Here is a 23938-nt window from a genome sequence, read left to right on the forward strand (position 1 = left end):
CATGCACCAACGCTAGGCGGTCGTGCCCACCCGTGGTTCAGTCGGGGCGCCGCGGCTCCGGTCCCGGCGACGCGGGACTTCGATGCTGGGCCCCCGGGTGGGGTCCTTCGGTGTCACCACCACCGCGATCTCGTATCCAGCAGCCTCTACGAGGCGCGCCAGGGAGGCGACCCGAACGTTGCCGTCGGATGCCAGAAGCTGGGAGATCCGCGCCGGCGTGATCCCCATCCGCTGCGCGATCTCCTGCTTCTTCAGACCACTGCCTTCAACGACCTGCTCCATCAGCGACCCGACTGCGTTCGAGAGAGCAGCAGCCGCCAGGTCCACGCACTCACGCTGATCGTCATCGGTCATGGTCGAGATCCTCTCGTCGAATCAGTACGGCGTAGTCCACGTCGCGGCGCTCCACCTTCTGCCCGACCTTGGGCCACGCATTGGCGAGCCGCAGTACCTGGCCATCGAACGCGGGGAACCACCACATGGGGCTGTGGGGAGCCGCCGAGTCAACCCGCACCAGGACCTTGCCGCGCTCCTCGGCCCGTACCACCAATCGTGGCTGAAGTGCAGTACACAAGATCGTTCAACTTTAGTAATTCCTAAAGCTCATTGTCAAGGAGACTGACTCCACGAAGGCGGTCCTCGCGAGCGGCTTCAAAGCTAGGCCCGATCGAGACCGGCAGACGCTCTCTCCACAGGCCACTTTGCCCAGAGCGCCACGCGAAGCCCGTTCGGGCGCGCAAGCCCGTGCCCGGAACAGGGGTCGTCCCTGGCCGCGCCGGGCAGGAGTCCTAGGCGGTCAGCGAGGTCGAACAGATCAGAGACTGGGTCTCTTGGAACCCGCCTTCCCAACTCGGGTCGGCCAGGTGGGCGGCTTTGATCGCCTCGTGCAAGATCGCCGACGCCAGAGCAAGAGGGTGGTGGTCGAGGTGGGCACCTGGCGCCAAGACGACTACTGACACCAACCCCGACCTGCCCGAAGGCTCACTTCAGGAACTTGGAGAAGTCCTTCGGGAGGTCCAGGTTGGCGGCGGCGGACTCGTAGTCGATGCCTTCGGGGCTGCCGAACGGGTTGCCGGCGGAGGCGGGCTTGGAGCCGATCTCCTTGCGCTGCTGGGCGGCCTTGGCGGGGTTGCCGGAGACGCGCTTCTTCTTGCCCTGCTGCTGCTTCTTCTGCTTGGCTGCCTTGGCACCGCCACCGGGCAGACCGCCCATGCCGGGCATCCCGGGGATGCCGCCGCCCTTGGCCATCTGCTGCATCATCTTCTTCGCCTCGAAGAAGCGGTCGACCAGGGTGTTGACGTCGCTCACCTGGGTGCCGGAACCCTTCGAGATCCGGAGCCGGCGCGAACCGTCGATCAGCTTCGGGTTCTCCCGCTCGGCCGGCGTCATCGACTGGATGATCGCCTGGATCTTGTCGATCTCGCGCTCGTCGAAGTTGTCCAGCTGCTCGCGGAACTGACCCATCCCGGGCAACATGCCCATGATCTTGGAGAGCGATCCGAGCTTACGGATCTGCTGCATCTGGGAGAGGAAGTCGGTGAGCGTGAAGTCGCCGCCACCGGTCAACTTCTCCGCGGCCTTGAGCGCCTCCTCCTGATCGAACGCCTTCTCGGCCTGCTCGATCAGGGTGAGCATGTCGCCCATGTCCAGGATGCGCGACGCCATCCGGTCCGGGTGGAAGAGATCGAAGTCGGTCATCTTCTCGCCGTTGGAGGCGAACATGACCGGCTTGCCGGTGATCGAGGCGATCGAGAGGGCCGCACCACCTCGGGCGTCGCCGTCCAGCTTGGTCAGCACGACGCCGTCGTAGCCGACGCCCTCCTGGAAGGCCAGCGCCGTGTTGACGGCGTCCTGACCGATCATCGCGTCCACCACGAAGAGCACTTCGTCAGGCTGGGTGGCGGTACGGATCATCCGGGCTTGGCCCATCATCTCCGCGTCGACGCCGAGGCGACCCGCGGTGTCGATGATGACCACGTCGTGCAGGGTCCGCTTGGCCTCGGCCACACCCTGCTTGGCCACCTCGACCGGGTTGCCCACGCCATTGCCCGGCTCCGGGGCGAAGACCGGGACGCCGACCCGCTCACCGTTCACCTGGAGCTGGTTGACGGCGTTCGGCCGCTGCAGGTCGCAGGCGACCAGCATCGGAGTCTTGCCCTGCTCCTTGAGCCAGAGCGCGAGCTTCGCAGCCAGGGTCGTCTTACCGGCACCCTGCAGACCCGCCAGCATGATCACGGTCGGGCCGGTCTTGGCGTACCGGAGACGGCGGGTCTCGCCACCGAGGATCGCGACGAGTTCCTCGTTGACGATCTTGACGATCTGCTGGGCTGGGTTCAGTGCACCCGAGACCTCTTCGCCACGGGCCCGCTCCTTGATCGCGCCGACGAACTCCTTGACGACCGGAAGCGCAACGTCGGCCTCCAGCAGCGCGATACGGATCTCGCGCGCGGTGGCATCGATGTCGGCTTCGGAGAGCCGACCCTTGCCACGCAGGTTCTTGAACGTGCTGGCGAGCCGGTCGGAAAGAGTGGCGAACAAGTCGGTGTCCTCGGTCTGGGCCTGACGGGGTGATCGAAGGACAAGCCTAACCGGGTGGCCACGCGTAGTCTGGACAGCATGGGTATCAGCGCACCGTTCTGGATGCCGTTCAGCCTCGTGATCGCCTTCGTCGCGGTGATCTCGCTGCTCACGGTGCTGGTCCAGCGCGACATGCGCCGCGGTGGAGGCGGCAGCGCCCACGGCAACCCGTTGGGCGCGATGGACGAGGTCTTCCACCCAGCCGCGCACCGCGCCCGCTTGGAGTTGCAGCACGTCGACGAGGTCGCCGAGACCGTCCCCTCCCCCGACGGCGACCTGCCGCCGGGCCAGAGTGGCGTCCAGTTGGTCCGCGGCGCCGACGGCACCCCCCGGACCGCCCGGATCACCCGACGGCGCTAGCTCCCCGGCCGACATCGAGAGCCGCTCGCACCGCATGCGCGGCCTCCGCCGCCCGGGAGTCGCTGAGCGCACCGGCGCCCAGTTCCTGCATGTAGAAGACGTCGACGGCCTGCGGACCTAGCGTCGCGACATGGGCGGAACGGACCGAGATCCCCAGCTCCGCCAACGCCGCACAGACCAGATGCACCACGCCCGGGCGGTCCTCGGTCCGGATCTCCAGGACCGTAGCGCTGGTGGACGCCTCCGGGCGTACCGCCACGCTCGGTTGGAGGCGGTCGGGCAGGGCCCGACGCAGCCGGTCGCTCACTTCGATCCGACCATCGACGATCGCCTGCAACCGCTCCCTGAGGATCCGCGCGTCCAGGTCCTCGGCGGCGGTGAACCATTCAGAGACGCCGTACTCGTCCTGGGGCCAGGCCTTGGCGGCCCGCACCGCGATCCGCTGCACGGCCAGCATCCCGGCGATGTCGGCCAACAGCCCGACCCGGTCACCGGAGACCACCCGGACCCGTGATCCGTCCTCGGTCGGCGTCACCTCGATCCCGACCTGGCGCGGGTCGCGCCACACCGCATCCGGGACGTCGACCAACGGCGGCAACGCCCGGGGCAAGGTGGTCTCCGCCGCCCGGGCCCGCAACGTCTGTTGGCAGCGGGTCAGGAGTTGGTGCACCAGCGCCGCCCGCCAGCTCGACCACGCCTTCGCGGAGGCCGCGAGGCTGTCCGCCTGGGTCAGCGCGGCCAGCAGCTCCAACGCTTCTTGGCTCTGAACCTTGTCGAGGACCATCGCCACGGTGGCCGGGTCGTCGGGGTCACGGGAGGTGGCGACGTCGCCGAGCAGCAGGTGCCAGCGGACCAGGGTGCCGATCAGCTCCACCTCGACCTCGTCGAACCCGATCCGGGTCGCGATCCGGCGAGCGATCGGCGCTCCGGCCTGACAGTGCTCGCCCAACTCCCCCTTGCCGATGTCGTGCAGCAGCGCCGCGACCACCAGCACGTCGGGACGCGCTACCCGGCGGATCAGCCCGGAGGCCTCGATGCAGGTCTCCACCACGTGCCGGTCGACGGTGAAACGGTGGATCGCCGAGGCGTGCGGGAGCAGCCGGATCTGCTCCCACTCGGGCAGCACCCGGGCCAGGGCCCCGGTCTCGTCGAGGGTCTCCCAGACCGCCCGCAACGCAGGTCCGGCGGCCAGCATCCGAACCAGCAGGTCACGGGCCTCGGCCGGCCACGGGTCCGGCAACGGCGGGCACTCACGAGCCAGTCGAGCCGCCGTCACGGGGGAAAGGACGAGGTCACGCTGGGCTGCCACCGAGGCCGCGCGCAGCAACAGGATCGGATCGTCGGCAGGCGCCACCCTGCCGTCCAACACCACCTCGCCGCGGACCTCCGCGACCCCGCGGGCCAAGGAGACCAGATGCGGTCGGCGTGTTCCCCGCACCGCAGTACCGGAGAGCACGGCCTCGACCCGGCGCCAGGTCAACCGGGACAGGTGCGCCAGACGGCGCCCCAACTCACGGACCTGGGCCTGCGCCTCCATCGGCGAGGCCACCTGAAGCAGCTCCGCCAACGGCTCCCAGTGTTCAGGCGCGATCCGGTCGGTGGCCCGTCCGGCGACCTGATGCACGAGATCACGGACGTCGAGCAACGCCTGGCGGCTCCGCTCCAGGTCCGGGTTGGAGGCGTCGACCAGCCAGGTGGCCACCAGCGCTTTGAGGACGGTCGCGTCCCGCAGGCCGCCTTCGGCCTCCTTCACGTCGGGTACCGAGCTGTGCGCCAGTTCGCCGGTCACCTCATGACGCTGGTCGGTCATCTTCTGGAGCTCCGGCAGACGGCGTCGTGCGTCGCGGCGCCACGCGGCCAACAGTGTGGTCCGCAGTCGGAGGGTGAGGTTGGGGTCTCCGGCCAGGTGCCGTGCGTCCAGCATGCCGAGTGCTACCCGGAGGTCTGTCTGCGCCATCTCCAGCACGCCGCTCCAGGACCGGACCGAGTGGTCGAGGCGGTGGCAGGCGTCCCAGAGCGGGTACCAGAGCTGCTCGGCCAGAACTCCGGGGTCGACGTCGTCGGCGTGCAGCAGGACCACGTCGATGTCGGAGTGCGGCGCGAGTTCGCCTCGTCCGTAGCCACCGACGGCGATCAACGCGATCCCGGTCTCGGGGCCGTCCTGCGCGGCGTAGGCGTCGCGGCACAGGGTGTCCGCTGCCTGGGTGCGTTCGGCTCGTTCGACTGCGCTCATCGGGGCCTCCGGTTGCTGAGAGCCGACCGGCCCGGCCACGACAACGGTGTCGTGACCGGGCCGGTCGAAGGTGGTGCTGCGATCAGATGGCGGCGCCGTCACGGTCGCCGGTGCGGACCCGGACGACGGTGTCGACCGAGGTGACCCAGACCTTGCCGTCACCGATCCGGCCGGTCTGTGCGGCCTTCACCACGATGCCCACGATGTCATCGGCATCGGCGTCGTCGACCACGATCTCGAGCCGGATCTTGGGGACCAGGGCGATGTCGTACTCCGCGCCGCGGTAGACCTCGGTGTGGCCCTTCTGCCGGCCGTAGCCGCTGACCTCGCTGACGGTCATCCCGGTGACACCGAAGGTCTCCAGCGCCTCGCGGACCTCTTCCCACTTGTGCGGCTTGATGACCGCAGTGATCAGCTTCATGCCGACACTCCTTCCGAAACGGTGTCCTTGGTGAGGATGGAGCTGCGGCGAGCCGCGGAGGTACCGGCCAGGTCGTAGCCCGACTCGCCGTGCTCGACGAAGTCGATGCCCTCGACCTCGGCCTCTTCGTCGATCCGCCAACCGATGGCGGCCTTGATGATCAGGGCCACGATCAAGGTGGCGATCGCCGACCAGATCATGGCGAAGAGTGCCACCACGATCTGCACGACCAGGACCTTGGCACCATCACCGTAGAACAGACCGCCGGTGGTGGCCAGGAAGCCGATGCCCACGGTGCCGACCAGGCCACCGACCAGGTGGACGCCGATCACGTCGAGCGAGTCGTCGAAGCCGAACCGGTACTTCAGGCCGACCGCCATGGCGCAGGCCATACCGGCGACCAGGCCGAGGATGATCGAGCCGACCGGCGAGAGCGCCCCACAGGCAGGGGTGATCGCGACCAGGCCGGCGACGATGCCCGAGGCGGCACCGAGGCTGGTCGCCTTGCCGTCACGGATCTTCTCCAGCAGCAGCCAGCCGAGCATCGCGGCACAGGTGGCGACGGTGGTGTTGAGCCAGACCAGTCCGGTCTCGGAGACGAACTGGTTGTACATCTCGGTCGGGTCGTCACTGGCGAAGACGATCGAGCCGACGTTGAAGCCGAACCAACCGAACCAGAGCAGACCGGCGCCGATCATGGTGAGCGGCAGGTTGTGCGGCTTCATCGGGGTCTTGCCGAAGCCGAGCCGACGTCCCACGACCAGGGCCAGGATCAGGCCGGCGATACCGGCGTTGATGTGGACGACGGTGCCACCGGCGTAGTCGATCGGGGCGATCTCGGCGACCTTGTCGGCGCCTTCGCCGATGGTGCCGAAGATCATCGCGGAGAGGCCGTCAGCACTGTGGCTGAGGAAGCCGCCGCCCCAGACCATGTGGGCCATCGGGAAGTAGGAGAGGGTGACCCAGATCGGCACGAAGGCCATCCAGGCGGAGAACTTCACCCGGTCCGCGATCGCGCCGCTGATCAGCGCCGCGGTGATCACCGCGAAGGTCAGCTGGAAGGCGACGAAGATGTAGTTGGCCGGGTCCAGGTCGCTGATCCCGAAGTTGTGGAACGGGTTGGCGAAGAACTGGCCGATCTCCTTGCCCACCGCGCCGTTGGCGTCCGGGTAGCTGTCGCCGTAGGACATGTTCCAGCCCCACAGCACGTAGATGACGCCGACGATGCCAAGCGCACCGAACGACATCATCATCATGTTCAGTACGGACTTCGAGCGGCTCATGCCGCCGTAGAACAGTGCGAGACCGGGTGCGGTCATCAACAGGACCAGGGACGCTGCGATCAGCATCCAGGCGTGGTAGCCGTCCATGGAACCTCCAACGTTGGGCAGGGGCTCCCCGCTCCGACCACGCTGTCGCGACCGGTTCGCCCTCAGGTGACCCCAACTCTGGTCGGCGCAGATTTCACGGCAACAGATGCTGTGTTTCGTCTCGGAAACATGATTTCCGACCGTGTTTCGCTCGTGTTACGCCTCTCCTGCTCCCTGGAAACGCCGCGGACGTCATACGTTGCGAGCAGGCGGGTGCTCGGAACGTACGACGTCCGCGGGGGTTTCGGGGCGGGCGGGAAGGTCAGCCCAGCAGTGCGTCGACGAACGCCTCGGCGTCGAACGGCGCGAGGTCGTCGGGGCCCTCGCCCAGGCCGACCAGCTTGACCGGGACGCCGAGCTCACGCTGCACGGCGACGACGATGCCGCCCTTGGCCGAACCGTCGAGCTTGGTCAGCACGATGCCGGTGACGTTGACCGCCTCGGAGAAGACGCGTGCCTGCATCATCCCGTTCTGGCCGGTGGTGGCGTCGAGCACCAGGAGCACCTCGGTCACCGGGGCCTGCTTCTCGATGACGCGCTTGATCTTGCCCAGCTCGTCCATCAGGCCGGCCTTGTTCTGCAGCCGGCCGGCGGTGTCGATCAGGACGACGTCGCGGTTCTCGTCGACGCCCTGCTTCACCGCTTCGAAGGCGACACTGGCCGGGTCGGAACCCTCTGTCCCGCGGATCACCGGGACGCCGACCCGGTCGCCCCAGGTCTGCAGCTGTTCGACGGCGGCGGCTCGGAAGGTGTCGGCCGCACCCAGCACGACCTGCTTCTCCTCCGCCACCAGGATCCGGGCGATCTTGCCGACCGAGGTGGTCTTGCCGGCGCCGTTGACGCCGACCACCAGGACCACGCCGGGCTTGCCGTCGTCACCGCTGACGGAGAGACGGCGGTCCATCGTCGGGTCGACCAGGTTGACCAGCTCCTCGCGGAGCACGGTGCGGGCGTCCGCGGCGCTGGAACCCTCGACCCGGAGTCGGGTGCGGAGCTTCTCGGTGAGTTCCTGCGTCGGCGCCACACCGATGTCGGCGGTGAGGAGGACGTCCTCGAGGTCCTCCCAGGTGTCCTCGTCGAGCTTGTCGCGCGAAAGCAGCGCCAACAGACCCTTGCCGAGTGCGCCCTGTGAACCGGCCAACCGCTGGCGGAGCCGGACCAGGCGGCTCTGGGTGCCCTCCGGCTTGTCCAGGGTCGGCGCCGACGGCGCGGCAGGCGCCTCGACGGCCGGCTCTGCGGGCGCCGTGTCGAGGTCGGAGACCTCCTGATCCGGTACCTGCGTGGGTACCTCGCGCGGCGGCGCCGAGGGCGCCGCGGGGGGCGTGCCACGACGGCGCTTGCTCGACACCACCAGTCCGGTGATCGCGAGGACCGCGACCACGGCGATGCCGATGATCAGGTAGAGCCAGTCAGCCAGGAGATCCATGGGTGAATCCAATCAGAGGTTCAGCGCGTCGAGGTACGCAGGAGCGGGGTGACGGCGGCACGGATGATGTCGGGCATCGGCACGACGGGCCGGTTGCCGGCGCCATGTGCGTTGTCCACGTAGACCTGGACGAACCTGCCCTCTGCCGCCGCCTCGTCGGAGTCGCCCTGGAAGAGGCCGATCCGGTAGACGATCGAGGAGGTGCCGACCTTCTCCGCGACCAGTCCCATCTCGATCGGCTCGGGGAAGCCGATCTCCCGGAAGTACCGGCACGACGTCTCGGCCACCACACCGATCTGCGGGAGCAGCCGCACGTTGGTGCCGGTCGCCTCGAAGAGGTGCGCGTTGACCGCGGTGTCGAAGAGTTCGTAGTACGTCGCGTTGTTCAGGTGACCGTAGGCGTCGTCGTCCCGCCACCGGGTGGTCGCTGTGCGCCAGGCGACGTAGTCGGCGCGTACCGGGCGCCCGGCGGGGGCGGACTGTTCAGAGGTAGACACGACGTCGATCCAATCAGACGGGCCCCACGCCGAGATCGGCGATGTCGAGGACCCGGTCGCAGAGCACCTTGAGCAGCGCGTCGTCGTGCGAGATGACCAGCACGCCGATGCCGCGCTCAAGGGCCTGCGCCAACAACAACTGCCAGATCCGGGCTTGGGTGATCGGGTCGAGACTCGCAGTGATCTCATCGGCGACGATGAACGCCGGGTCGGCGAGCAGCGCACGGGCCAGATTGATCCGCTGCAACTGGCCACCACTGACCTCGTGCGGGAACCGGTCCAACCACGCCGGGTCGACCAGGGCAGGTGTCAGCTCGGCCAGGTCGCGCCCGGACCGTGGCTCGGCGAGGATCTCCGAGATCCGCCAACGTGGATTCATCGCGGTGACCGCATGCTGCATCACCAGCTGCACCGGGTGGCCACGTCCGGCGACGACACCATCGACGGCGACGGCCCCCTCGACCGGGGTGAGCAGACCGGCGAGCAGCCGCGCCAACGTCGACTTGCCGGAGCCCGACGGGCCACGTAGTCCGACCACCTCGTCGCCGGCCAGGCTCAGGCTCGCCTCGCGCAGCACCCAGGGTCCGCGTCGGCGATACCGGAAGGAGAGCGCTTCGGCCCGCAGCGAGGTGCCGCGTTCGGTGCCCAGCATCGTCATCGTTGCTCCTCCGCGTGGAAGCCGTGCGCAGGCAGGGCTGCCCAGAGCGCTCGGCTGTACGGGTGTTGGGCGGTGCCCGCGCCGAACCGCTCGGGCGCCAGCGTCTCCACGGTACGGCCGCCCTGGCAGACCACCACCCGATCGGCGACGCCGATCACGGCGTCGAGGTCGTGGGAGACCGCGACCACCGCGCACCCACTGTCGGCGATCTCGCGAAGCTCACCGAAGATCGCACGCACCGAGTCCTGGTCCAGCCCGGGCGTCGGCTCGTCGGCGAAGATCAGGCTCGGCCGACCGGCCAACGCCATCGTCAGCAGCACCCGGCGCGCCATCCCTCCGGAGAGTTGGTGCGGGTACTGCGCGAGCACCTCAGGCCCCAGTCCCCGCTCCGCCAACGCCTCCCGGACGGCGTCGCCACCGGCTGGGCGGTCGGCCAACTGGAACGCCCGTCGTACCTGGCGTCCGACGGTCGCGGTCGGGTCCAGGTAGGTCACCGACTGCGGAAGCATCACCATCTCCCGCCCCGCCAGTCGACGCCGGCGGGCGACGGTGAGCTCTTCGTCCCGGAACCGGACCGTCCCCGCCACCTTGGCGTTCGGCGGGAGCATCCCCAGCACCGCCTCACCGAGCAGGGTCTTGCCGGCTCCGCTCTCCCCCACCAGCGCCACCAGTTCGCCGCCGTCGACGCGCAGATCCATCGACTCGACCGGGGTCACGGTGCGCCGCCGCAGCCCGCGGTCGTACTGCCGGAACGAGACGGCGAGGTGTTCGATCTCCAGGAGGTGGCTCACAGGTGGTGACTCCTCGGGTCGGTGAGTCGGCGCAGGTTGTCGCCGATCGAGTCGACGCTCTTGACCAGCAGCAACAGACAGAGACCGGGCAGCACCGCCAGCCACCACATCCCGCTCGAGAGGTAGCGCATCGACTCCGACAGCAGGATGCCGATCGCCGGGCGCGAAGGGTCGACGCCCAACCCGAGGAACGAGAGTGCCGCCTCGTGCAGGATCGCGTGCGGGAAGAGCAACACGAGACCGACCACGAAGTGCGGCACCAGGTGGCGGACCACGTGCCGGGCCATGATGAAGCGGCGGCTACGACCGAAGCCCCGCGAGAGCGCCACGTAGTCCGAGGAGACCACGACGCGCGCCTGGGCCTGGAGCACCCGGGTGAGGGTGGGCCAGTGGGTCAGTGCCACCGCGATCACCACCGCCTTGGTGCCGCCGCCCAGCGCGAAGGCGATCAGGATCAGCAGGACCAGGTGCGGCAGCGCCAGAAAGAGGTCGACCAGCCAGTTCACCACCGCCGAGACCCAGCGGCCGAAGACCGCCGAGGCGGCTGCCAGGGTGATCGCGATCAGGGCGGAGGCGGTCGCCGCCACCACGCCGACGAAGAGACTGAGCCGGAGCCCCACCAGGGTGCGCGCGAAGACGTCGCGGCCCAGCCAGTCGGTACCGAACCAGGCGTCCGGCGACGGTGCTTGGCGGCGGTCGTCGAGAGAGGTGACCCCTGCCGTGCCGTCGGCCCAGAATCCCGCCACCACGATCGCGAGGACGAAGACCAGCAGCGCGGCCGTCGTCCACAGGGTGCGCCGACGCCGTCCGTCACTGCCGAACTCCTCGTCGGCGACATGGGTGGTCGGGGCGCTCATCGGCCCGCTCCGGCAGTGAGCTGGACCCGTGGATCGACCCGGGTGTGCAGGAGGTCGCCGATCAGATTGCCGGCGAAGACGAAGAGCGCCATCGCCAGTGAGATCCCCATCAGCAGGGGGATGTCCTGGCGCAGCGCGGCGGTGGTGATCGCCTGACCGAGACCGGGATAGTTGAAGACCTGCTCGGCCAGTACCGAGCCGCCGAAGAGCTCACCCAGCGAGGCGAACTGGAGCATCAGCGCCGGGCCGGCGGCGTTGCGGAGCACCCGGTGCACGATGACGCCACGCGGCGACTCCCCCAGCGAACGAGCGAAGGTGACCTGATCCGAGCCGAGCACCTCGACCACCGCTTGCCGGGTGTGCAGGATGACCGGGGCGACCCCGACCACGCTCAGGGTCAGCGCGGGCAGGAGCAGGTGGTGCAGCCGTTCCAGCAGGCTCACCTCACCGGGCAGGGCGCCGATCGGCCCGGCACAGCAGACGGGGGTCCACTGCAGCGAGACCGAGAAGACGTAGAGCAGGAGCAACCCGACCCAGAAGACCGGGGCCGAGGCCAGGGTGTAGGCCCACCAGGAGATCCCCTTGTCGAGCCAGCTGCCGTGCCGGGCCCCGGCGAGAACGCCGAGCCCGAACCCGATCAGCCCCGAAAGCAACCAGGCGGTCGCCATCAGGATCAGGCTGGAGGCGAACTTCTCGCCGATCACCTCGGTGACCGGTGCATTGAAGACCTGCGAGGTGCCCAGGTTCCCCTGGACGACCTGGCCCGCCCACGCCACGAACCGCTCGACGGGCGGGTCGTCGAGTCCCCAGCGCTCGGCGATCTGCGCGCGCTGTTCGGACGACATCTGCACGGAGTCGGCTCCGACGTAGGCCTCGATCGGGTCCACAGGAGAGGCCGACATCAACGCGAAAGTGCCGACCGCCACCCCGATCATCAGGGTGAGCAGTCGGACTACGCGCCCGGCGACGAACTTGGTCAACAGGTCCGCTTCCACCCGGCGATGCCGGCGGTGAGCGGCCAGCCGTGGCCGTGCGGCTCGATCTGCGGCGTCCCGATGTCGAGGCAGTCGCTGACGTAGTAGGTGTGTTCCAGATTGACCAGCCAGACCCAGGCCGCGTCGGCAGCCGCGGCGGAGCCCTCGCCCTCGGCGTTCAGTTGAGCGTCACGCCAGTGCGGGATCGCCTCTTCCTCGCTGTTGGCCGCGAGCGCGGCATCGAGGGCGGCGTCGACCTTGGGGTTGCTGTAGAAGCCCGGGTTCAGCAGCTCGGTCCCGGCCTTCTTCGAGTAGAGCAGGTTGTAGAGCTCGGTCGGGTCGTGGCTGCCCCAGCCGAAGAGGATGGCGTCGGTGTGCTTGATCTTCTCGATCTCGTCCCAGCTCTTGCCGGCGACCTTGAACTCGATCCCGATCGGCTTGACCATGTCGGCGACGCTGAGCGCCAGGCCCTGACGGAGACTGTCGCCGGCCGGGTGCACCAGGTTGATGCTGGCCTTGACGCCGTCCTTCTCCCGGATGCCGTCGCCGTCCGAGTCGACCCAGCCGGCCTCCTGGAGCAGCTTCTTGGCGCCCTCGATGTCGTTGTCCTCGATCGCAGAGGTCGGCTGGAACCACGGTGCCGCGTCGGCGGGGCCGAACGCCGGCGACCCGTAGCCCTCCAGGACGCCGTCCACCAGCTTCTGACGGTCGACCGCCAGGTTGAGGGCACGGCGCACGGCTACATCACTGGTGACGTCGTTGCCGATCGGCACCCCGGACTCGGAACGCTTGCCCTCGTTCGGGACGGCAGGCAGCGACATCCCCCGGTTGTCGACCGAGGTGACCGCCTCGATCCGCATGCCCTCGACCTCCGTCACGGCCAGTGACGACGGGACGCCGACGATGTCGACCTCGCCCGCCTTCGCCGCGGCCAGCGCCGAGTCCTCCGAGTCGAAGAAGAGGAAGGTGACCTTGTCGAAGGCCGGAGCGGTGCCGTAGTAGTCCTTGTTCCGCTCGACGACGAGCTGCTGACCACGCTGCCAGTCGACCAGGGTGAAGGGGCCGGAACCGACCGGGTTGCTGGCGTACTCCTTGCCGTGCGCGTCCTTCGGCACGATGCCGAGACTGATCAGCCGGTTCACGAAGGTGCTCTGGGGGCTCTTCAGGACCAGCTCGACGGTGTCCGCGTCGACGGCGCGAGCCTCCTTGAGCGCCGTGACGTCGGTGAGTCCGCCCGACTCGGCGGCGGTCTCGAAGGTGTAGGCGACGTCGTCGGCGGTGACCGTGGCGCCGTTGGTGAAGCGGGCGTCCTTGCGGATGTCGACCGTCCAGGTCAGACCGTCCTTGCTGACCCGGTAGTCGGTGGCGAGGTCGGTGGTGATCGACAGGTCCGGGTTCCGGGCCAACAGGGTCGACTGGAAGAGCGGCGAGCCGTAGCGGCCCCAGCCGAGGGTGGGGTCGTACCCCTCGGCGCTCTCGCCGCCGAGGGCGAGCACGAGTTCCCGATCGGCGCCGCCGACCGAACCGTCGTCGTCACTGCCGCAGGCGGCCAACAGGCCACCGACCATCAGCACCGCGACGGCGCTCACCACTCCACGTACGGTCCGCATCTCCCAGCCCTTCTTGCAAGTCTTTCGCAATAAGGTACTGGAAGCAGGAACGGCTACGCCGGTTGGGTATCCCGAAGCCGCTGACTGATCACCGCGGAGACGCCGTCGCCGCGCATCGTGACGCCGTAGAGGGCGTCACCGACCTCCATCGTCCGCTTCTGGTGGGTGATCACCAGCAGCTGCGAGTTCTCCCGCAGCTCCTCGTAGATCTCCAGGAGCCGACCGAGGTTGGTGTCGTCGAGGGCGGCCTCCACCTCGTCGAGGATGTAGAACGGCGAAGGCCGGGCTTTGAAGAGCGAGACCAGGAAGGCGACCGCCACCAGTGAACGCTCACCGCCCGAGAGCAGCGAGAGGCGCTTGACCTTCTTCCCGGCGGGGCGGGCCTCCACCTCGATCCCGGTGTTGAGCATGTCGCCCGGGTTGGTCAGCACCAGCTGACCCTCACCGCCCGGGAAGAGCCGCTTGAAGACGTGGTCGAAGGCGACCTTGACGTCCTGCCAGGCCTCGGTGAAGACCTGTTCCACCCGGATATCGACCTCCCGCACGATGTCGAGCAGGTCGCGACGGGTCCGCTTGAGGTCCTCCAGCTGCTCGGTCAGGAACTTGTGCCGCTCCTCCATCGCCGAGAACTCCTCGAGCGCGAGCGGGTTGACCTTGCCAAGCATGTTGAGGTTGCGCTCCGCGGTCTTGAGCCGCTTGGTCTGCTCCTCGCGGACGAACGGAATCGGTTCACCCTCGGTCGGGCCGTCCTCGCCGTCCACGATCACCGGGATCAGCTGGTCCGGACCGTAGTCGCGCACCAGCGCGGCCACCTCCAGGCCCAGCTCCTCCATCGCGCGCTCCTCCAACTGCTCGATCCGCATCCGCTGCTGGGTGCGGGCCATCTCGTCGCGGTGCGCGGAGTTGACCAGTTCGTCGTGCTCCCGACCGAGGTCACGCAACTGCACGCGTACCGTGCGCAGCGCCTCCTCACGGCCGGTCCGCGAAGCTTCGATCGCGGCACGCTCCTCGGCGGCCCGCTGGACGGAGACCTCCAGGCGCTCCAGCACCACCACCACCGCGTCGCCGACAGCTTGCGCGGCCTCGGCCTCCCGGGCGATCCGCTCGCGGCGGGCCGCCGCCTTGGCTCGGGCTTCGCGCTCCTGACGGGCCGCTCGGCGCAGCCCGTCGGCCCGGCCGTGCAGTGCCCGGGCCCGCTCTTCGGAGGTGCGCAGGGCCAACCGGGCATCCATCTCGCTCTGCCGCGCGGTCCGCGACTCCTCGACCAGCCGCTCGCGGTCGTCGGTGTCGGGCTCCTGCTCCGGCGTCTGCTCGGCCGCGGCCAACCGCTGCTCCAACTCCACCAGGCCGGACGAGTCCTTCTCCCGCGACTCCTCCGCGCGGACGATCGCGGCGGCCAACCGCTCGGCCTCGCCGCTCGCGGCCCGCGCCTGGGATCCGTACTGGCCCAACTCCTCGGCGACCGCAGCCAGGTTCGCGTCCGACTCGTGCAGCTTGGCGAGCGCGTCGTCGACCCGCTTCTGGGCCTCCAACCGCTCTGCCCCCAGCGCAGCGCTGGACTCCTGCAGCGCCTGCTCGGTCTCGGCCACCGAGGTCAACGCCGCCACCGTCTCGTCGAGCGCGGCCTGCACCTCCAGGAGCGATTGCCCGCCAGCGGAGCCGCCGGAGGCGAAGTGCGCGCCCAACACGTCGCCGTCGCGGGTGACCGCGATCAACTCGCTGTGCGCCTGCACCAACGCCCGGGCGGCGTCCAGATCGTCGACGACGGCGACCCGGTCCAGCATCCTGGCCAACGCGGCACCCAAGGTGGCCGGCGCACTCACCACATCGAGGGCGTAGCAGATCGACCCCGTCAAAGCGGGCCAATCGGCCCCGGTCCCTGCGGCGCCGGCTCCCCCGCCGACCACCATGTCGCTGCGACCGAGGTCGCTCTTCTTGAGGTGGCCCATCGCTTGGACCGCAGCAGCAGAGTCGGCCACCGCGACGGCGTCCGCGGCACTGCCCAGTGCCGCGGCGATCGCGGTCTCGTAGCCGGACTGGACCGTGACCAGGGCGGCGACCGAGCCGATCATTCCGGAGAGTTCGCCGTCCGCCGCGAGCAGCGCCCCGGCGCCGTCCTTGCGGGCCAGGCTCATCTCCAGCGCATCGCGGCGAGCCGCCAGCGCACCGCGCTCCCGGTCGAGCCTGGTCAGCTCGTCGCGGGCCGCGGCCAGCCGCTCCTCGATCTCGTCCAGGATGCCGACGGCTTCCTCGTGCTCGGCGTCCAGGCCCTCTTCGCCCTCGTCGAGCCCGGCAACGCGGCTCTCCAGCTGCTCGAAATCCGCCTGCGCCTTCTCCGCACGGTGCAACGCCTCGGCGCGGGCCGCGGCGAGGCGCCCCAGCTCCTCGTCGGCGGCCGCGGCGCGGGACTTGATCGCATTCACCTGACCGTGCAGCCGGGCCAGCCCCTCGCGGCGGTCCGCCGCGGCACGCTGCAGGCCGGCGATCCTCCGGTCCTCATCGGAAGCCGCCTCCTCAGCGGCCTTCCGCGCCGCGACCGCGGCGGCCAGCGCAGCCCGCTGCCGGTCGATCTCGGCGTTGATCTCGAGCTCATCGGCGAGGACCCGCTCAGCCTCGGCCTCCAACTTCTCCGGATCCCGGCCGCTCTCGACCTCCGGGCCCTGGGCACTCTGTGCATTGCGCAACCGCTCCGAGGCCAAGGACTGGGTGCCGCGAAGGCGCTCGCGCAGACCTGACAACCCGAACCAGGTGTCCTGGGCACGGGAGAGCGCCGGCAGGTCCTCGCGCAGCGCTGCCTCCAGCGCCGCCTCGTTCTCCCGGGCCTTGGTGGTGGCGGCCTCGACCTCGGCACGACGCTGCGCCAGCGCCGTCTCGTCGGCCATCTCCTGCTCCAACGAGGTGGTCACGGTGACCAGGTCGTCGGCGAGGAGTCGCGCTCGGGCGTCGCGCACGTCGGCCTGGATGGTGGCCGCCTTCCGGGCCACCTCGGCCTGGCGCCCCAACGGCTTCAGTTGGCGCCGGATCTCGGTGATCAGGTCGCCGAGCCGGTTGAGGTTGCCTTCGGTGGCGTCGAGCTTGCGGAGCGCCTTCTCCTTGCGCTTGCGGTGCTTGAGGACGCCGGCCGCCTCCTCGATGAAGCCGCGGCGGTCCTCGGGGGTGGCGTGCAGGATGGTGTCGAGCTGGCCCTGACCGACGATGACGTGCATCTCCCGGCCGATGCCGGAGTCGCTGAGCAACTCCTGGACGTCGAGCAGACGACACGAGTTGCCGTTGATCGCATACTCGGAGCCGCCGTTGCGGAACATGGTCCGGCTGATCGTGACCTCGGAGTACTCGATCGGCAGGGCGCCGTCGGAGTTGTCGATGGTGAGCGCCACCTCGGCCCGGCCCAGCGGCGGGCGACCCGAGGAGCCGGCGAAGATGACGTCCTCCATCTTGCCGCCACGCAACGACTTGGCGGCCTGGACGCCCATCACCCAGGAGAGGGCGTCGACCACGTTGGACTTGCCCGAACCGTTGGGCCCGACGATGCAGGTGATGCCAGGCTCGAGTTGCAGGGTGGTCGAGGAGGCGAAGGACTTGAACCCCTTCAGGGTCAGGCTCTTCAGATACACACGCACTCCTTGGGCCGACGATCGAGGCGAGCCTACGCCGAGCCGCCGACTCAGCGCACCACCTCTGTGACCTCGGAGCGCCTCCTGAGGGCGATGTCGCCGCCGCGGTCGGTGCGCACCACCTGGACTCCGGCCCGCTCGAACGCCGTCACCAGCTCGGGCGCGGGATGGCCGTAGTCGTTGTCGGCGCCGACCGAGATCGCTGCGATCGACGGCCGCAGCCCGAGCAGGAAGTCGAGCTCCTGAGCCCGGCTGCCGTGGTGCGGCACCTTGAGCACGTCGACTCGAAGATCGCCGACGACCCGCGCCAACGCCTGTTGCGCAGGTGGCTCGATATCCCCGGTCAGCAGCAGGCTGACCCCGGCAACCTCGGCCAACAGGACCAGCGAGGCGTCGTTCGGCTCCGCCGCGACCAGGCCGGCGCTGGTGGCGGGCCCGAGCACCTGGAGAGTGGCCGCGCCGACCTGCCGGGTCTCGCCGACAGTCGGCACCCGACCGCGGGCTGCCAGTGCGGCGGCCGCAGGCGGCACCACCGGCGAGATCCACAACGCGCCGATCCGACGTCCGCGGCCCACCCCGGCGAGACCGTCGGTGTGGTCGGCATGGAAGTGGGTGAGCACCAGCAGCGGAATCTCCCGCACCCCGAGCTCGTCCAGGCAGCGGTCCACCGCTGCCGGTTCCGGGCCGGCGTCGACCACCACCGCAGCCCCCGAACCGGCGTTGAGCACGACGGCATCGCCCTGCCCGACGTCGCACAGAACCGCAGCCCACCCCTGCGGCGGCCATCCCCACCTCGGGATCGGCGTCAGCATCACCAGGATCAACCCGATCACCACCAGCAAGGTGAGCCGGGGCCGGGCGAAGAGCCAGGGCAGGGTCACGACCAGCCCGGCGCAGAGCGCCGTCAACAGGGCCACCGACCAGCCGCCGCTCCCCCAGCTCACCGCGGGTAGGGCGATCCCGGCGCAGCCCTCGGCGATCTTCACGATCAGCGCCGCACACCACCCTCCCGGGGTCGCCACAGCGTTTCCCAGCGGATCTGCGATCAGTCCGAGCAGACCGCCGAAGAGGCCACAGATCGTCGCCGGAGCTACCAGCGGTGCGGCCAACAGGTTGGCGAGCACCGCCACCAGACTCACCTCCCCGGAGATCGCGGCGACGATCGGGGTGCAGGCGATCTGCGCGGCCAGCGGGACGGTCACCGCCGCCGCCAACGGCGCCGGCAGCCAGCGGCTGAGCACCCTCGTCCAGGGCGGGGCCAACAGCAGGATGCCACCGGTGGCGAGCGCCGAGAGCGCGAAGCCGACCGTGGTCGCCAACCAGGGCTGCCAGACCAGGAGCACCAGCACCGCCAAGCCGAGCGCCCGGACCCCGCGCCGGGTCCCGTTGTGGGCCATCCCCACCAGCGCGGCGGCTCCCATCGCAGCCGCCCGAACAACGCTCGGCTCGGTACGCGCGACCAGCACGAAGCCGACGATGCCCAGTACCGCAACCAGGTAGTGCCACCGCCCCCGGACGCCGAGCCAGCGCCCGAGCAGGACCAGGAACCCCACCACCAAGGTCAGGTTGGTACCCGAGACGGCCAACAGGTGGGTCAACCCCGAGCGCCGGAAGTCGGTGCGGGTCGTCTCACTCAACCCGGCGTCGTCGCCGACCACCAGAGCCGGCACGAGGGCCGCTCCGTCGTCCGGTCCCCCAGCGTGGGTACGGACCGAGTCGCGGACCGCACCGGCAGCGCGCCAGATCCGCGACGGCGCCTCGACCCGTTCGGGATCACGCAACGGCCGAAGGCGTGCGGCCACGTCGTGATCCTCACTCGGCGCGGAGCGGACCAGGACCCGGAGCCGCGAGCCGAGCGGGTGGTCGGCCTGGCGGGGCGTGGCGACGACCACGACCGGAGCCCGAAGCGCGACCCGCCCTGTCTCGGTGTGGATCGCGCGCAGCGTGGCCCGGAAGGTCACCTGATCGGTGAAGCCACCCGGCAACCGCCTCGGATCGCTGGTGACGAGGAGTTCCACGGTGGCTGCTTGACGCGTGGCTGCCAGTTGCGCGACCGAGGAGTCCGCCACGGTGGCATCGCGCCAACTGGCGCTGACCCCGACCGCCGTTGCCAACACCACCCAGGCGACCACGGCACGCCAGCCGAACCGGCGGATCGCGAACGGAAGCAGAACCGCAACGGCGACCAGCACCGAGATCCGAACGCCAGCACCGGCCCTCAGCCCGACCAGAGCACCGAACCACGCCGCCGCTCCCCATGCAGGTAGCCGGAGGTCCAGCGGACCTGCTCGCTCCGTCCCGCCCGATCGATCCGGCTCACCCGAACCCGGTCGCCTCGCTCGTGGACCGCTCACAGCGTGACGTGCGGAGCAAGGTCGGCGAGCGTCTTCTCCCCGATACCGTCCACCTCCAGCAACTGGTCGACCGCCCGGAAGCCCCCGTTGGCATCGCGCCACTCCACGATCGCCTGCGCCGTCACCGGGCCGACCCCGGGCAGATCGTCGAGCTCGGTGAGGCTGGCGGTGTTGAGGTTGACCAGCGTCCCCACCGAGCCGGTGCCCTCCGGGGCGGCTGACGCGGCGATCCCGGACGGCGGCGCGCCTCCCACCACGATCTGCTCGCCGTCGACCAGGACCCGGGCCAGGTTCAGCCCGGTCAGCTCCACTCCACGCCGGGCACCGCCAGCCTCCGCCAACGCGTCCACCACCCGCGCGCCGCGGGGCAGCACCACGATCCCGGGACGGCGTACCTTCCCGGCCACGTCGACCACCACCTCGGGTTCGGCAGAGGCGGTGGGCGGCACCGGCCCCTCAGGCAGCCCTGAGACCGCGGCCAGCGGCGAGGCGAGCGCAGGCTCCGGGAGCTCCCCCGCGCTGCCGCCTGACCGGAGCACCCACCACCCGGCGAGGGCCACCGCCAGGACCGCCAGCAGTACCGCGACGATCAGGTGGGGAGAGCCGAGGGCCACCCGGCCACGCAGCTCCTCGAAGGCGACCACCCGTCGTCGCGATGCGTGCCGCCCGGGACCGAGCACCACCGGAGCCGCCGGACCCGGCACCGGATCGAAGTGGGGCGCCGGAGGCGGCGATGCCGGTGCCAGCGGCGGTGGCGGGGGCCCGCCGCCGTCCGCCGCTGTGGTGGGCGGCAGCGCCCTGATCCGGGTGTGCTCCTCGGCTGCACCGCCAAGTTCGGCGCGCAGCAGCTCCAACCGACGGGCGACCGCCTCAGCGTGCTGTTCTGCTCCACGACCTCGCATGGCGCGAAGCTAGAGCCCACCCGGCTCGCCCAGGGCGGACCTCGCCCTCATCTGTGGACGAGAGCCTGAGCTAGTCGAGCGCTGGTGCCACGCAGACCGCGACCACGCCAGGTCCGGCGTGTGCGCCGAGCACGGCCCCCAACTCCACGATCCGAGCGGGCTCCGCCAACGCGACCCGGGCGGAGAGCCGGTCCGCGAGCGCTTGGGCGCGGTCCGGGCTGGCCAGGTGCGCGACGGTGACCTCGACCCGGTTCTCCCCGGCACCCTGCGCGGCCAGCTCCTCCAACCGGGCCAGGGCCCGGCCCGCGGTGCGGACCTTCTCCAGCGATTCGATCTTTCCGTCGATGACCGTGAGCAACGGCTTGACCGCCAACGCCCCACCGAGCAAGGCAGCGGCCGCTCCCACCCGGCCGCCGCGGCGCAGGTACTCCAGGGTGTCGACATAGAACAGCGATGCGCAGGCCGCCGCGCGGGCGCGTGCCGCCTCGGCCGCCTCCTCGGCACTCCCGCCGGCCTCAACCACGGCCGCAGCTGCCAGTGCGGCGTAGCCGGTAGCGGGGCCGACCTGTAGCGAGTCGACGGTGTGCACCGGGATCGGCGAGCTCCGTGCCGCCACCTCGGCGGAGTCGAAGGTCCCGCTCATCTTCGAGGAGAGGTGGACCGCGACGATCTCGGTATAGCCCTGCTCTGCCAGCGATGCGTAGACCTCGCCCATCCGGGTCGGGGTCGGGCGCGAGGTCGAGACCGGGGTGAACTCACGCAGGGCCTGGGCCACCATCTCGGGGCTGGCACCCTCGTCGACGCCCTCGTCGTAGGAGGTGGCTCCCACGATCACCTGAAGCGGAACCACCACGATCCCGTGCTGATCCGCGAGTTCGGCGGGAACCGAGGCGGGAGAGTCGGTGACGACGGCGATCCGGCGTTCAGGCATGTCGAGAGAATAGCGGTGCTGCGGCTCGCATGGGCAAGGTCAATAGGTGAACGCGACCTTGCGGGCCACCGGGTCTGCCGAGGTCAGGGTGACCTCGACCTCCTCCCCCAGCGGGAGCTCACGTTCCGAGCTGACCCGGGCCTCGATGGCGGGCTCCGCGATCGTCACCTCGCCGCGGGTCGCGGACTTCTCCTCGACCTCCACCACGACCGCGGTGAACCGCTCCCCGACCCGGTCGGCGAGCGCTGTCGCCTCGACCAGGTCCACGATCGCGTTCTCGTAGCGGCTCGCAGTCCGCGACGACGTCGCCATCACCTCGGGCAGATCCGCCAACCGGTCGAGCACCCACTGCGGGACCGGCTCACCCGCACAGAGCGCCACACAGATCTCTGAGGCGTAGCGGTCGATCAACCGCCGTAGCGGCGCCGTGACGTGGGCGTACTCGGCCGCCACCGCGGTGTGCTCCGGCTGCGCCGGAAGCTCGCCGTCGAACCCGACATAACCGCTACCCCGCAGTAACCGGGTGCAGGCCACCAGCATCGCCGCGTGCGTCGGCACCGCGGGGTCGAGGGTGCGGATGAAGTCCGGGTAAGTCTGCTCGGCCGGCCAACTGATCTTCAGCGCACGCGCCGTCCGATGCAGCCTGGTGACGTCGCGCGGGTCGGCTGGCGGCAGTGTACGCAGCAGCCCGACGCGGCCGTAGACCATCAGGTCGGCAGCCGCCATCCCGGTCAACAAGGAGATCTGCGCGTTCCACTCCTCGACCGGATGCATCGACCGGAATGCCAACTCCCAGTGGTCGTCGTCGCTGACGCTGACCTCCTGCTCCGGCAACGGCAACGAGACGCCGCCGCGCTCGGCCTCCAACCGCATCCGCAGTTCGCCGATCTCCCGGAGCAAGGTGAAGACGCCGTCCGCCCGCCCCGCGTCCAGGTCGGCCTGCACCTCGTCGTAGCTGTGCCGGCTCCGGGAACGGACCAGCGCCCGCTCGACCTTCGCCGCGGTCTGCTCACCCCGAGCGTCGAGGGTGATCGTCCACAGCAACGCCGGGCGGGTCTGCTCCGGCAGCAACGACCCGGCGTCCTCGGAGATCACCTTGGGGTGCAGCGGCACCTTCGAGTCGGCGCCGTAGAGGGTCTGGCCGCGGCGCCGTGCCTCCAGGTCGATCGGGTCGTCGGGGGTCACGAAGGCGGCGACATCGGCGATCGCGTAGTGGACTACGAAGCCTGCCCCGGACCGCGCGAGGTGCAGTGCCTGGTCGAGATCCATAGCGCCGTCGGGGTCGATGGTGCGCAGCTCCAGATCGGTGCGATCGAGCTCGGGCAACCGCGGTGCCGCGGCGGCAGCGGCTGCCGCCGCTTCGACGTCGGGCGGGAACTCCGCGGTGACGCCCAGCTCGGCGCGGATCGCGTCAACCCCCTCCCGCAGCCCAGCACCAGCAGGCGCTTGCCCCCAAGGACGGTTACCGCGGGACCTGACTCGCACCACTCGGCTCGGCATGGTCCTCACCCTACTAACCTGTGCGAGTGCTGATCCTGCTTCCACCCAGCGAGGGCAAGGCGTTGCCGACCCGTGGCGGCCCCCTCGACCTCGCCGCCCTGAGTTCCCCGGAGCTCACCGACGCCCGAGCCGCGGTGATCGCCGCCCTCGTCGAGCTCTGCTCCGACGACGCCGACAAGGCGGCTGAGGTGCTCGGCCTCGGGGCCAGCCTGCGCGACCTGGTCCAGCACAACGCCGGCCTGCAGGAGGCGCCGAGCACGCGGGCCGATGCGATCTACACCGGGGTCCTCTACGACAACCTGGACCTCGCGACGCTCAGCACCGCGGGCAAGCGCCGGGCGACGAACCGGGTCGCGGTGATCTCCTCGGTCTTCGGCATGGTCCGTCCGAGCGACGTGATCCCCTCCTACCGACTCTCCGGCGACGTCACCGTCCCCGGACTGGGGTCGGTGGCCGGGCATTGGCGCGACCACCTCGGTCCGGCGGTGCTCGATGCGCTCGGCGACGGCCTGCTGGTGGATCTGCGGTCGACGACCTATGCGAACTTCTGGCGGCCCGATGCCGCACTCCTCGGCCGGGTCGCCACCGTCCGGGTGCTCCACGAGCACGGCGGCAAGCGGAAGGTGGTCAGCCATTTCAACAAGGCCACCAAGGGCCGGCTGGTCCGGGCGCTGCTCGAGGACGGCGCCAACCCGCGGACGCCGGCCAAGCTCGCCGAGAAGCTCCGCGACCTGGGCTGGTTCGTCGAGCTGGGTGAGCCCGGCAAGAAGGGCACTCAGCTCGACGTCGTCGTCACCGAGCTCTAACTCAATGTGACCTCAGCGCTCGTTTTTCGGTCCATTTCCCGCGCTGAGGTCACATTG

At 70.0% G+C, this 23938-nt stretch carries 20 protein-coding genes; 2 read left to right on the forward strand and 18 right to left on the reverse strand.

Going from position 1 to position 23938, the window contains the following annotated elements; all coding sequences use genetic code 11:
- Positions 1–12: 12 nt before the first annotated feature.
- From ACLM5J_RS10085 to ffh, 3 genes are all read right to left on the reverse strand, one after another.
- Complete coding sequence (locus ACLM5J_RS10085) at positions 13–354, reverse strand: helix-turn-helix domain-containing protein (protein ID WP_413656279.1); 342 nt, start codon at positions 352–354, stop codon at positions 13–15.
- Complete coding sequence (locus tag ACLM5J_RS10090; protein WP_413656280.1) at positions 344–547, reverse strand: hypothetical protein; 204 nt, start codon at positions 545–547, stop codon at positions 344–346. Before ACLM5J_RS10090 ends, ACLM5J_RS10085 begins: the two co-directional genes overlap by 11 nt.
- Positions 548–981: 434 nt before the next feature.
- Positions 982–2538 (reverse strand): signal recognition particle protein, encoded by a 1557-nt coding sequence (gene ffh / locus ACLM5J_RS10095; protein ID WP_413656281.1) that lies wholly within the window; start codon positions 2536–2538, stop codon positions 982–984.
- Between the two features lie 78 nt (positions 2539–2616).
- On the opposite strand from ffh, the gene ACLM5J_RS10100 reads away from it, so the two are divergent.
- Entirely contained in the window at positions 2617–2937 is a 321-nt protein-coding gene (locus ACLM5J_RS10100) for a hypothetical protein (RefSeq protein WP_413656282.1), read from the forward strand.
- Here the strand turns inward: ACLM5J_RS10100 and ACLM5J_RS10105 are convergent.
- The 15 genes from ACLM5J_RS10105 to ACLM5J_RS10175 form a co-directional block, all read right to left on the reverse strand.
- Positions 2921–5170, reverse strand: a complete 2250-nt coding sequence (locus ACLM5J_RS10105; protein ID WP_413656283.1) for a [protein-PII] uridylyltransferase — start codon at positions 5168–5170, stop codon at positions 2921–2923. The genes ACLM5J_RS10100 and ACLM5J_RS10105 overlap by 17 nt on opposite strands.
- Positions 5171–5252: 82 nt before the next feature.
- The gene (locus tag ACLM5J_RS10110; protein ID WP_413656284.1) at positions 5253–5591 is read right to left on the reverse strand and encodes a P-II family nitrogen regulator; all 339 of its coding nucleotides are present in this window, start codon (positions 5589–5591) and stop codon (positions 5253–5255) included.
- Positions 5588–6961 carry an ammonium transporter gene (locus ACLM5J_RS10115; protein WP_413656285.1) on the reverse strand — a complete coding sequence of 458 codons (1374 nt, stop codon included), beginning with the start codon at positions 6959–6961 and terminating at the stop codon, positions 5588–5590. Before ACLM5J_RS10115 ends, ACLM5J_RS10110 begins: the two co-directional genes overlap by 4 nt.
- 262 nt (positions 6962–7223) lie before the next feature.
- Positions 7224–8387, reverse strand: coding sequence for a signal recognition particle-docking protein FtsY (gene ftsY / locus ACLM5J_RS10120; protein WP_413656286.1), 1164 nt, complete (start codon positions 8385–8387; stop codon positions 7224–7226).
- 20 nt (positions 8388–8407) lie between these two features.
- Positions 8408–8884, reverse strand: coding sequence for an acyl-CoA thioesterase (locus ACLM5J_RS10125; RefSeq protein ID WP_413656287.1), 477 nt, complete (start codon positions 8882–8884; stop codon positions 8408–8410).
- 13 nt (positions 8885–8897) lie between these two features.
- Positions 8898–9542 carry an ABC transporter ATP-binding protein gene (locus tag ACLM5J_RS10130; RefSeq protein WP_413656288.1) on the reverse strand — a complete coding sequence of 215 codons (645 nt, stop codon included), beginning with the start codon at positions 9540–9542 and terminating at the stop codon, positions 8898–8900.
- Positions 9539–10333: an ATP-binding cassette domain-containing protein gene (locus tag ACLM5J_RS10135; RefSeq protein WP_413656289.1), complete on the reverse strand. Its 795-nt coding sequence runs from the start codon at positions 10331–10333 to the stop codon at positions 9539–9541. The genes ACLM5J_RS10130 and ACLM5J_RS10135 overlap by 4 nt, the downstream gene beginning before the upstream one ends.
- Positions 10330–11190, reverse strand: coding sequence for an ABC transporter permease (locus ACLM5J_RS10140; RefSeq protein ID WP_413656290.1), 861 nt, complete (start codon positions 11188–11190; stop codon positions 10330–10332). Before ACLM5J_RS10140 ends, ACLM5J_RS10135 begins: the two co-directional genes overlap by 4 nt.
- Positions 11187–12170, reverse strand: coding sequence for an ABC transporter permease (locus ACLM5J_RS10145; RefSeq protein ID WP_413656291.1), 984 nt, complete (start codon positions 12168–12170; stop codon positions 11187–11189). Before ACLM5J_RS10145 ends, ACLM5J_RS10140 begins: the two co-directional genes overlap by 4 nt.
- Positions 12167–13774, reverse strand: coding sequence for an ABC transporter substrate-binding protein (locus tag ACLM5J_RS10150; RefSeq protein ID WP_413656292.1), 1608 nt, complete (start codon positions 13772–13774; stop codon positions 12167–12169). Before ACLM5J_RS10150 ends, ACLM5J_RS10145 begins: the two co-directional genes overlap by 4 nt.
- A gap of 53 nt (positions 13775–13827) precedes the next feature.
- A complete protein-coding gene (smc, locus tag ACLM5J_RS10155; RefSeq protein WP_413656293.1) occupies positions 13828–17388 on the reverse strand; it encodes a chromosome segregation protein SMC in 3561 nt (1186 codons plus the stop codon).
- A 50-nt stretch (positions 17389–17438) separates the two neighbouring features.
- Positions 17439–19580, reverse strand: a complete 2142-nt coding sequence (locus ACLM5J_RS10160) for a ComEC/Rec2 family competence protein (protein WP_413656294.1) — start codon at positions 19578–19580, stop codon at positions 17439–17441.
- A gap of 158 nt (positions 19581–19738) precedes the next feature.
- The gene (locus tag ACLM5J_RS10165) at positions 19739–20644 is read right to left on the reverse strand and encodes a helix-hairpin-helix domain-containing protein (RefSeq protein ID WP_413656295.1); all 906 of its coding nucleotides are present in this window, start codon (positions 20642–20644) and stop codon (positions 19739–19741) included.
- Between the two features lie 70 nt (positions 20645–20714).
- Positions 20715–21575: a DegV family protein gene (locus tag ACLM5J_RS10170; RefSeq protein WP_413656296.1), complete on the reverse strand. Its 861-nt coding sequence runs from the start codon at positions 21573–21575 to the stop codon at positions 20715–20717.
- A gap of 39 nt (positions 21576–21614) precedes the next feature.
- The gene (locus ACLM5J_RS10175; protein WP_413656297.1) at positions 21615–23075 is read right to left on the reverse strand and encodes an RNB domain-containing ribonuclease; all 1461 of its coding nucleotides are present in this window, start codon (positions 23073–23075) and stop codon (positions 21615–21617) included.
- 26 nt (positions 23076–23101) lie between these two features.
- Here ACLM5J_RS10175 and yaaA point away from each other — a divergent pair, with 26 nt between their 5' ends.
- On the forward strand, positions 23102–23881 hold the full coding sequence (yaaA, locus tag ACLM5J_RS10180; RefSeq protein ID WP_413656298.1) for a peroxide stress protein YaaA: 780 nt from the start codon (positions 23102–23104) through the stop codon (positions 23879–23881).
- Positions 23882–23938: the final 57 nt, after the last annotated feature.

Origin of the sequence: Nocardioides sp. Bht2 (assembly GCF_047308515.1) — a bacterium.
Taxonomy (GTDB): domain Bacteria; phylum Actinomycetota; class Actinomycetes; order Propionibacteriales; family Nocardioidaceae; genus Nocardioides.

Bases quoted from the DNA above. Each gene is read 5' to 3' on its own strand.
- ACLM5J_RS10085 (WP_413656279.1), bottom strand. From the start codon at position 354: ATGACCGATGACGATCAGCGTGAGTGCGTGGACCTGGCGGCTGCTGCT.
- ACLM5J_RS10100 (WP_413656282.1), top strand. From the start codon at position 2,617: ATGGGTATCAGCGCACCGTTCTGGATGCCGTTCAGCCTCGTGATCGCC.
- ACLM5J_RS10105 (WP_413656283.1), bottom strand. From the start codon at position 5,170: ATGAGCGCAGTCGAACGAGCCGAACGCACCCAGGCAGCGGACACCCTG.
- ACLM5J_RS10110 (WP_413656284.1), bottom strand. From the start codon at position 5,591: ATGAAGCTGATCACTGCGGTCATCAAGCCGCACAAGTGGGAAGAGGTC.
- ACLM5J_RS10115 (WP_413656285.1), bottom strand. From the start codon at position 6,961: ATGGACGGCTACCACGCCTGGATGCTGATCGCAGCGTCCCTGGTCCTG.
- ftsY (WP_413656286.1), bottom strand. From the start codon at position 8,387: ATGGATCTCCTGGCTGACTGGCTCTACCTGATCATCGGCATCGCCGTG.
- ACLM5J_RS10130 (WP_413656288.1), bottom strand. From the start codon at position 9,542: ATGACGATGCTGGGCACCGAACGCGGCACCTCGCTGCGGGCCGAAGCG.
- ACLM5J_RS10140 (WP_413656290.1), bottom strand. From the start codon at position 11,190: ATGAGCGCCCCGACCACCCATGTCGCCGACGAGGAGTTCGGCAGTGAC.
- ACLM5J_RS10150 (WP_413656292.1), bottom strand. From the start codon at position 13,774: ATGCGGACCGTACGTGGAGTGGTGAGCGCCGTCGCGGTGCTGATGGTC.
- ACLM5J_RS10165 (WP_413656295.1), bottom strand. From the start codon at position 20,644: ATGCGAGGTCGTGGAGCAGAACAGCACGCTGAGGCGGTCGCCCGTCGG.
- ACLM5J_RS10170 (WP_413656296.1), bottom strand. From the start codon at position 21,575: ATGCCTGAACGCCGGATCGCCGTCGTCACCGACTCTCCCGCCTCGGTT.
- ACLM5J_RS10175 (WP_413656297.1), bottom strand. From the start codon at position 23,075: ATGCCGAGCCGAGTGGTGCGAGTCAGGTCCCGCGGTAACCGTCCTTGG.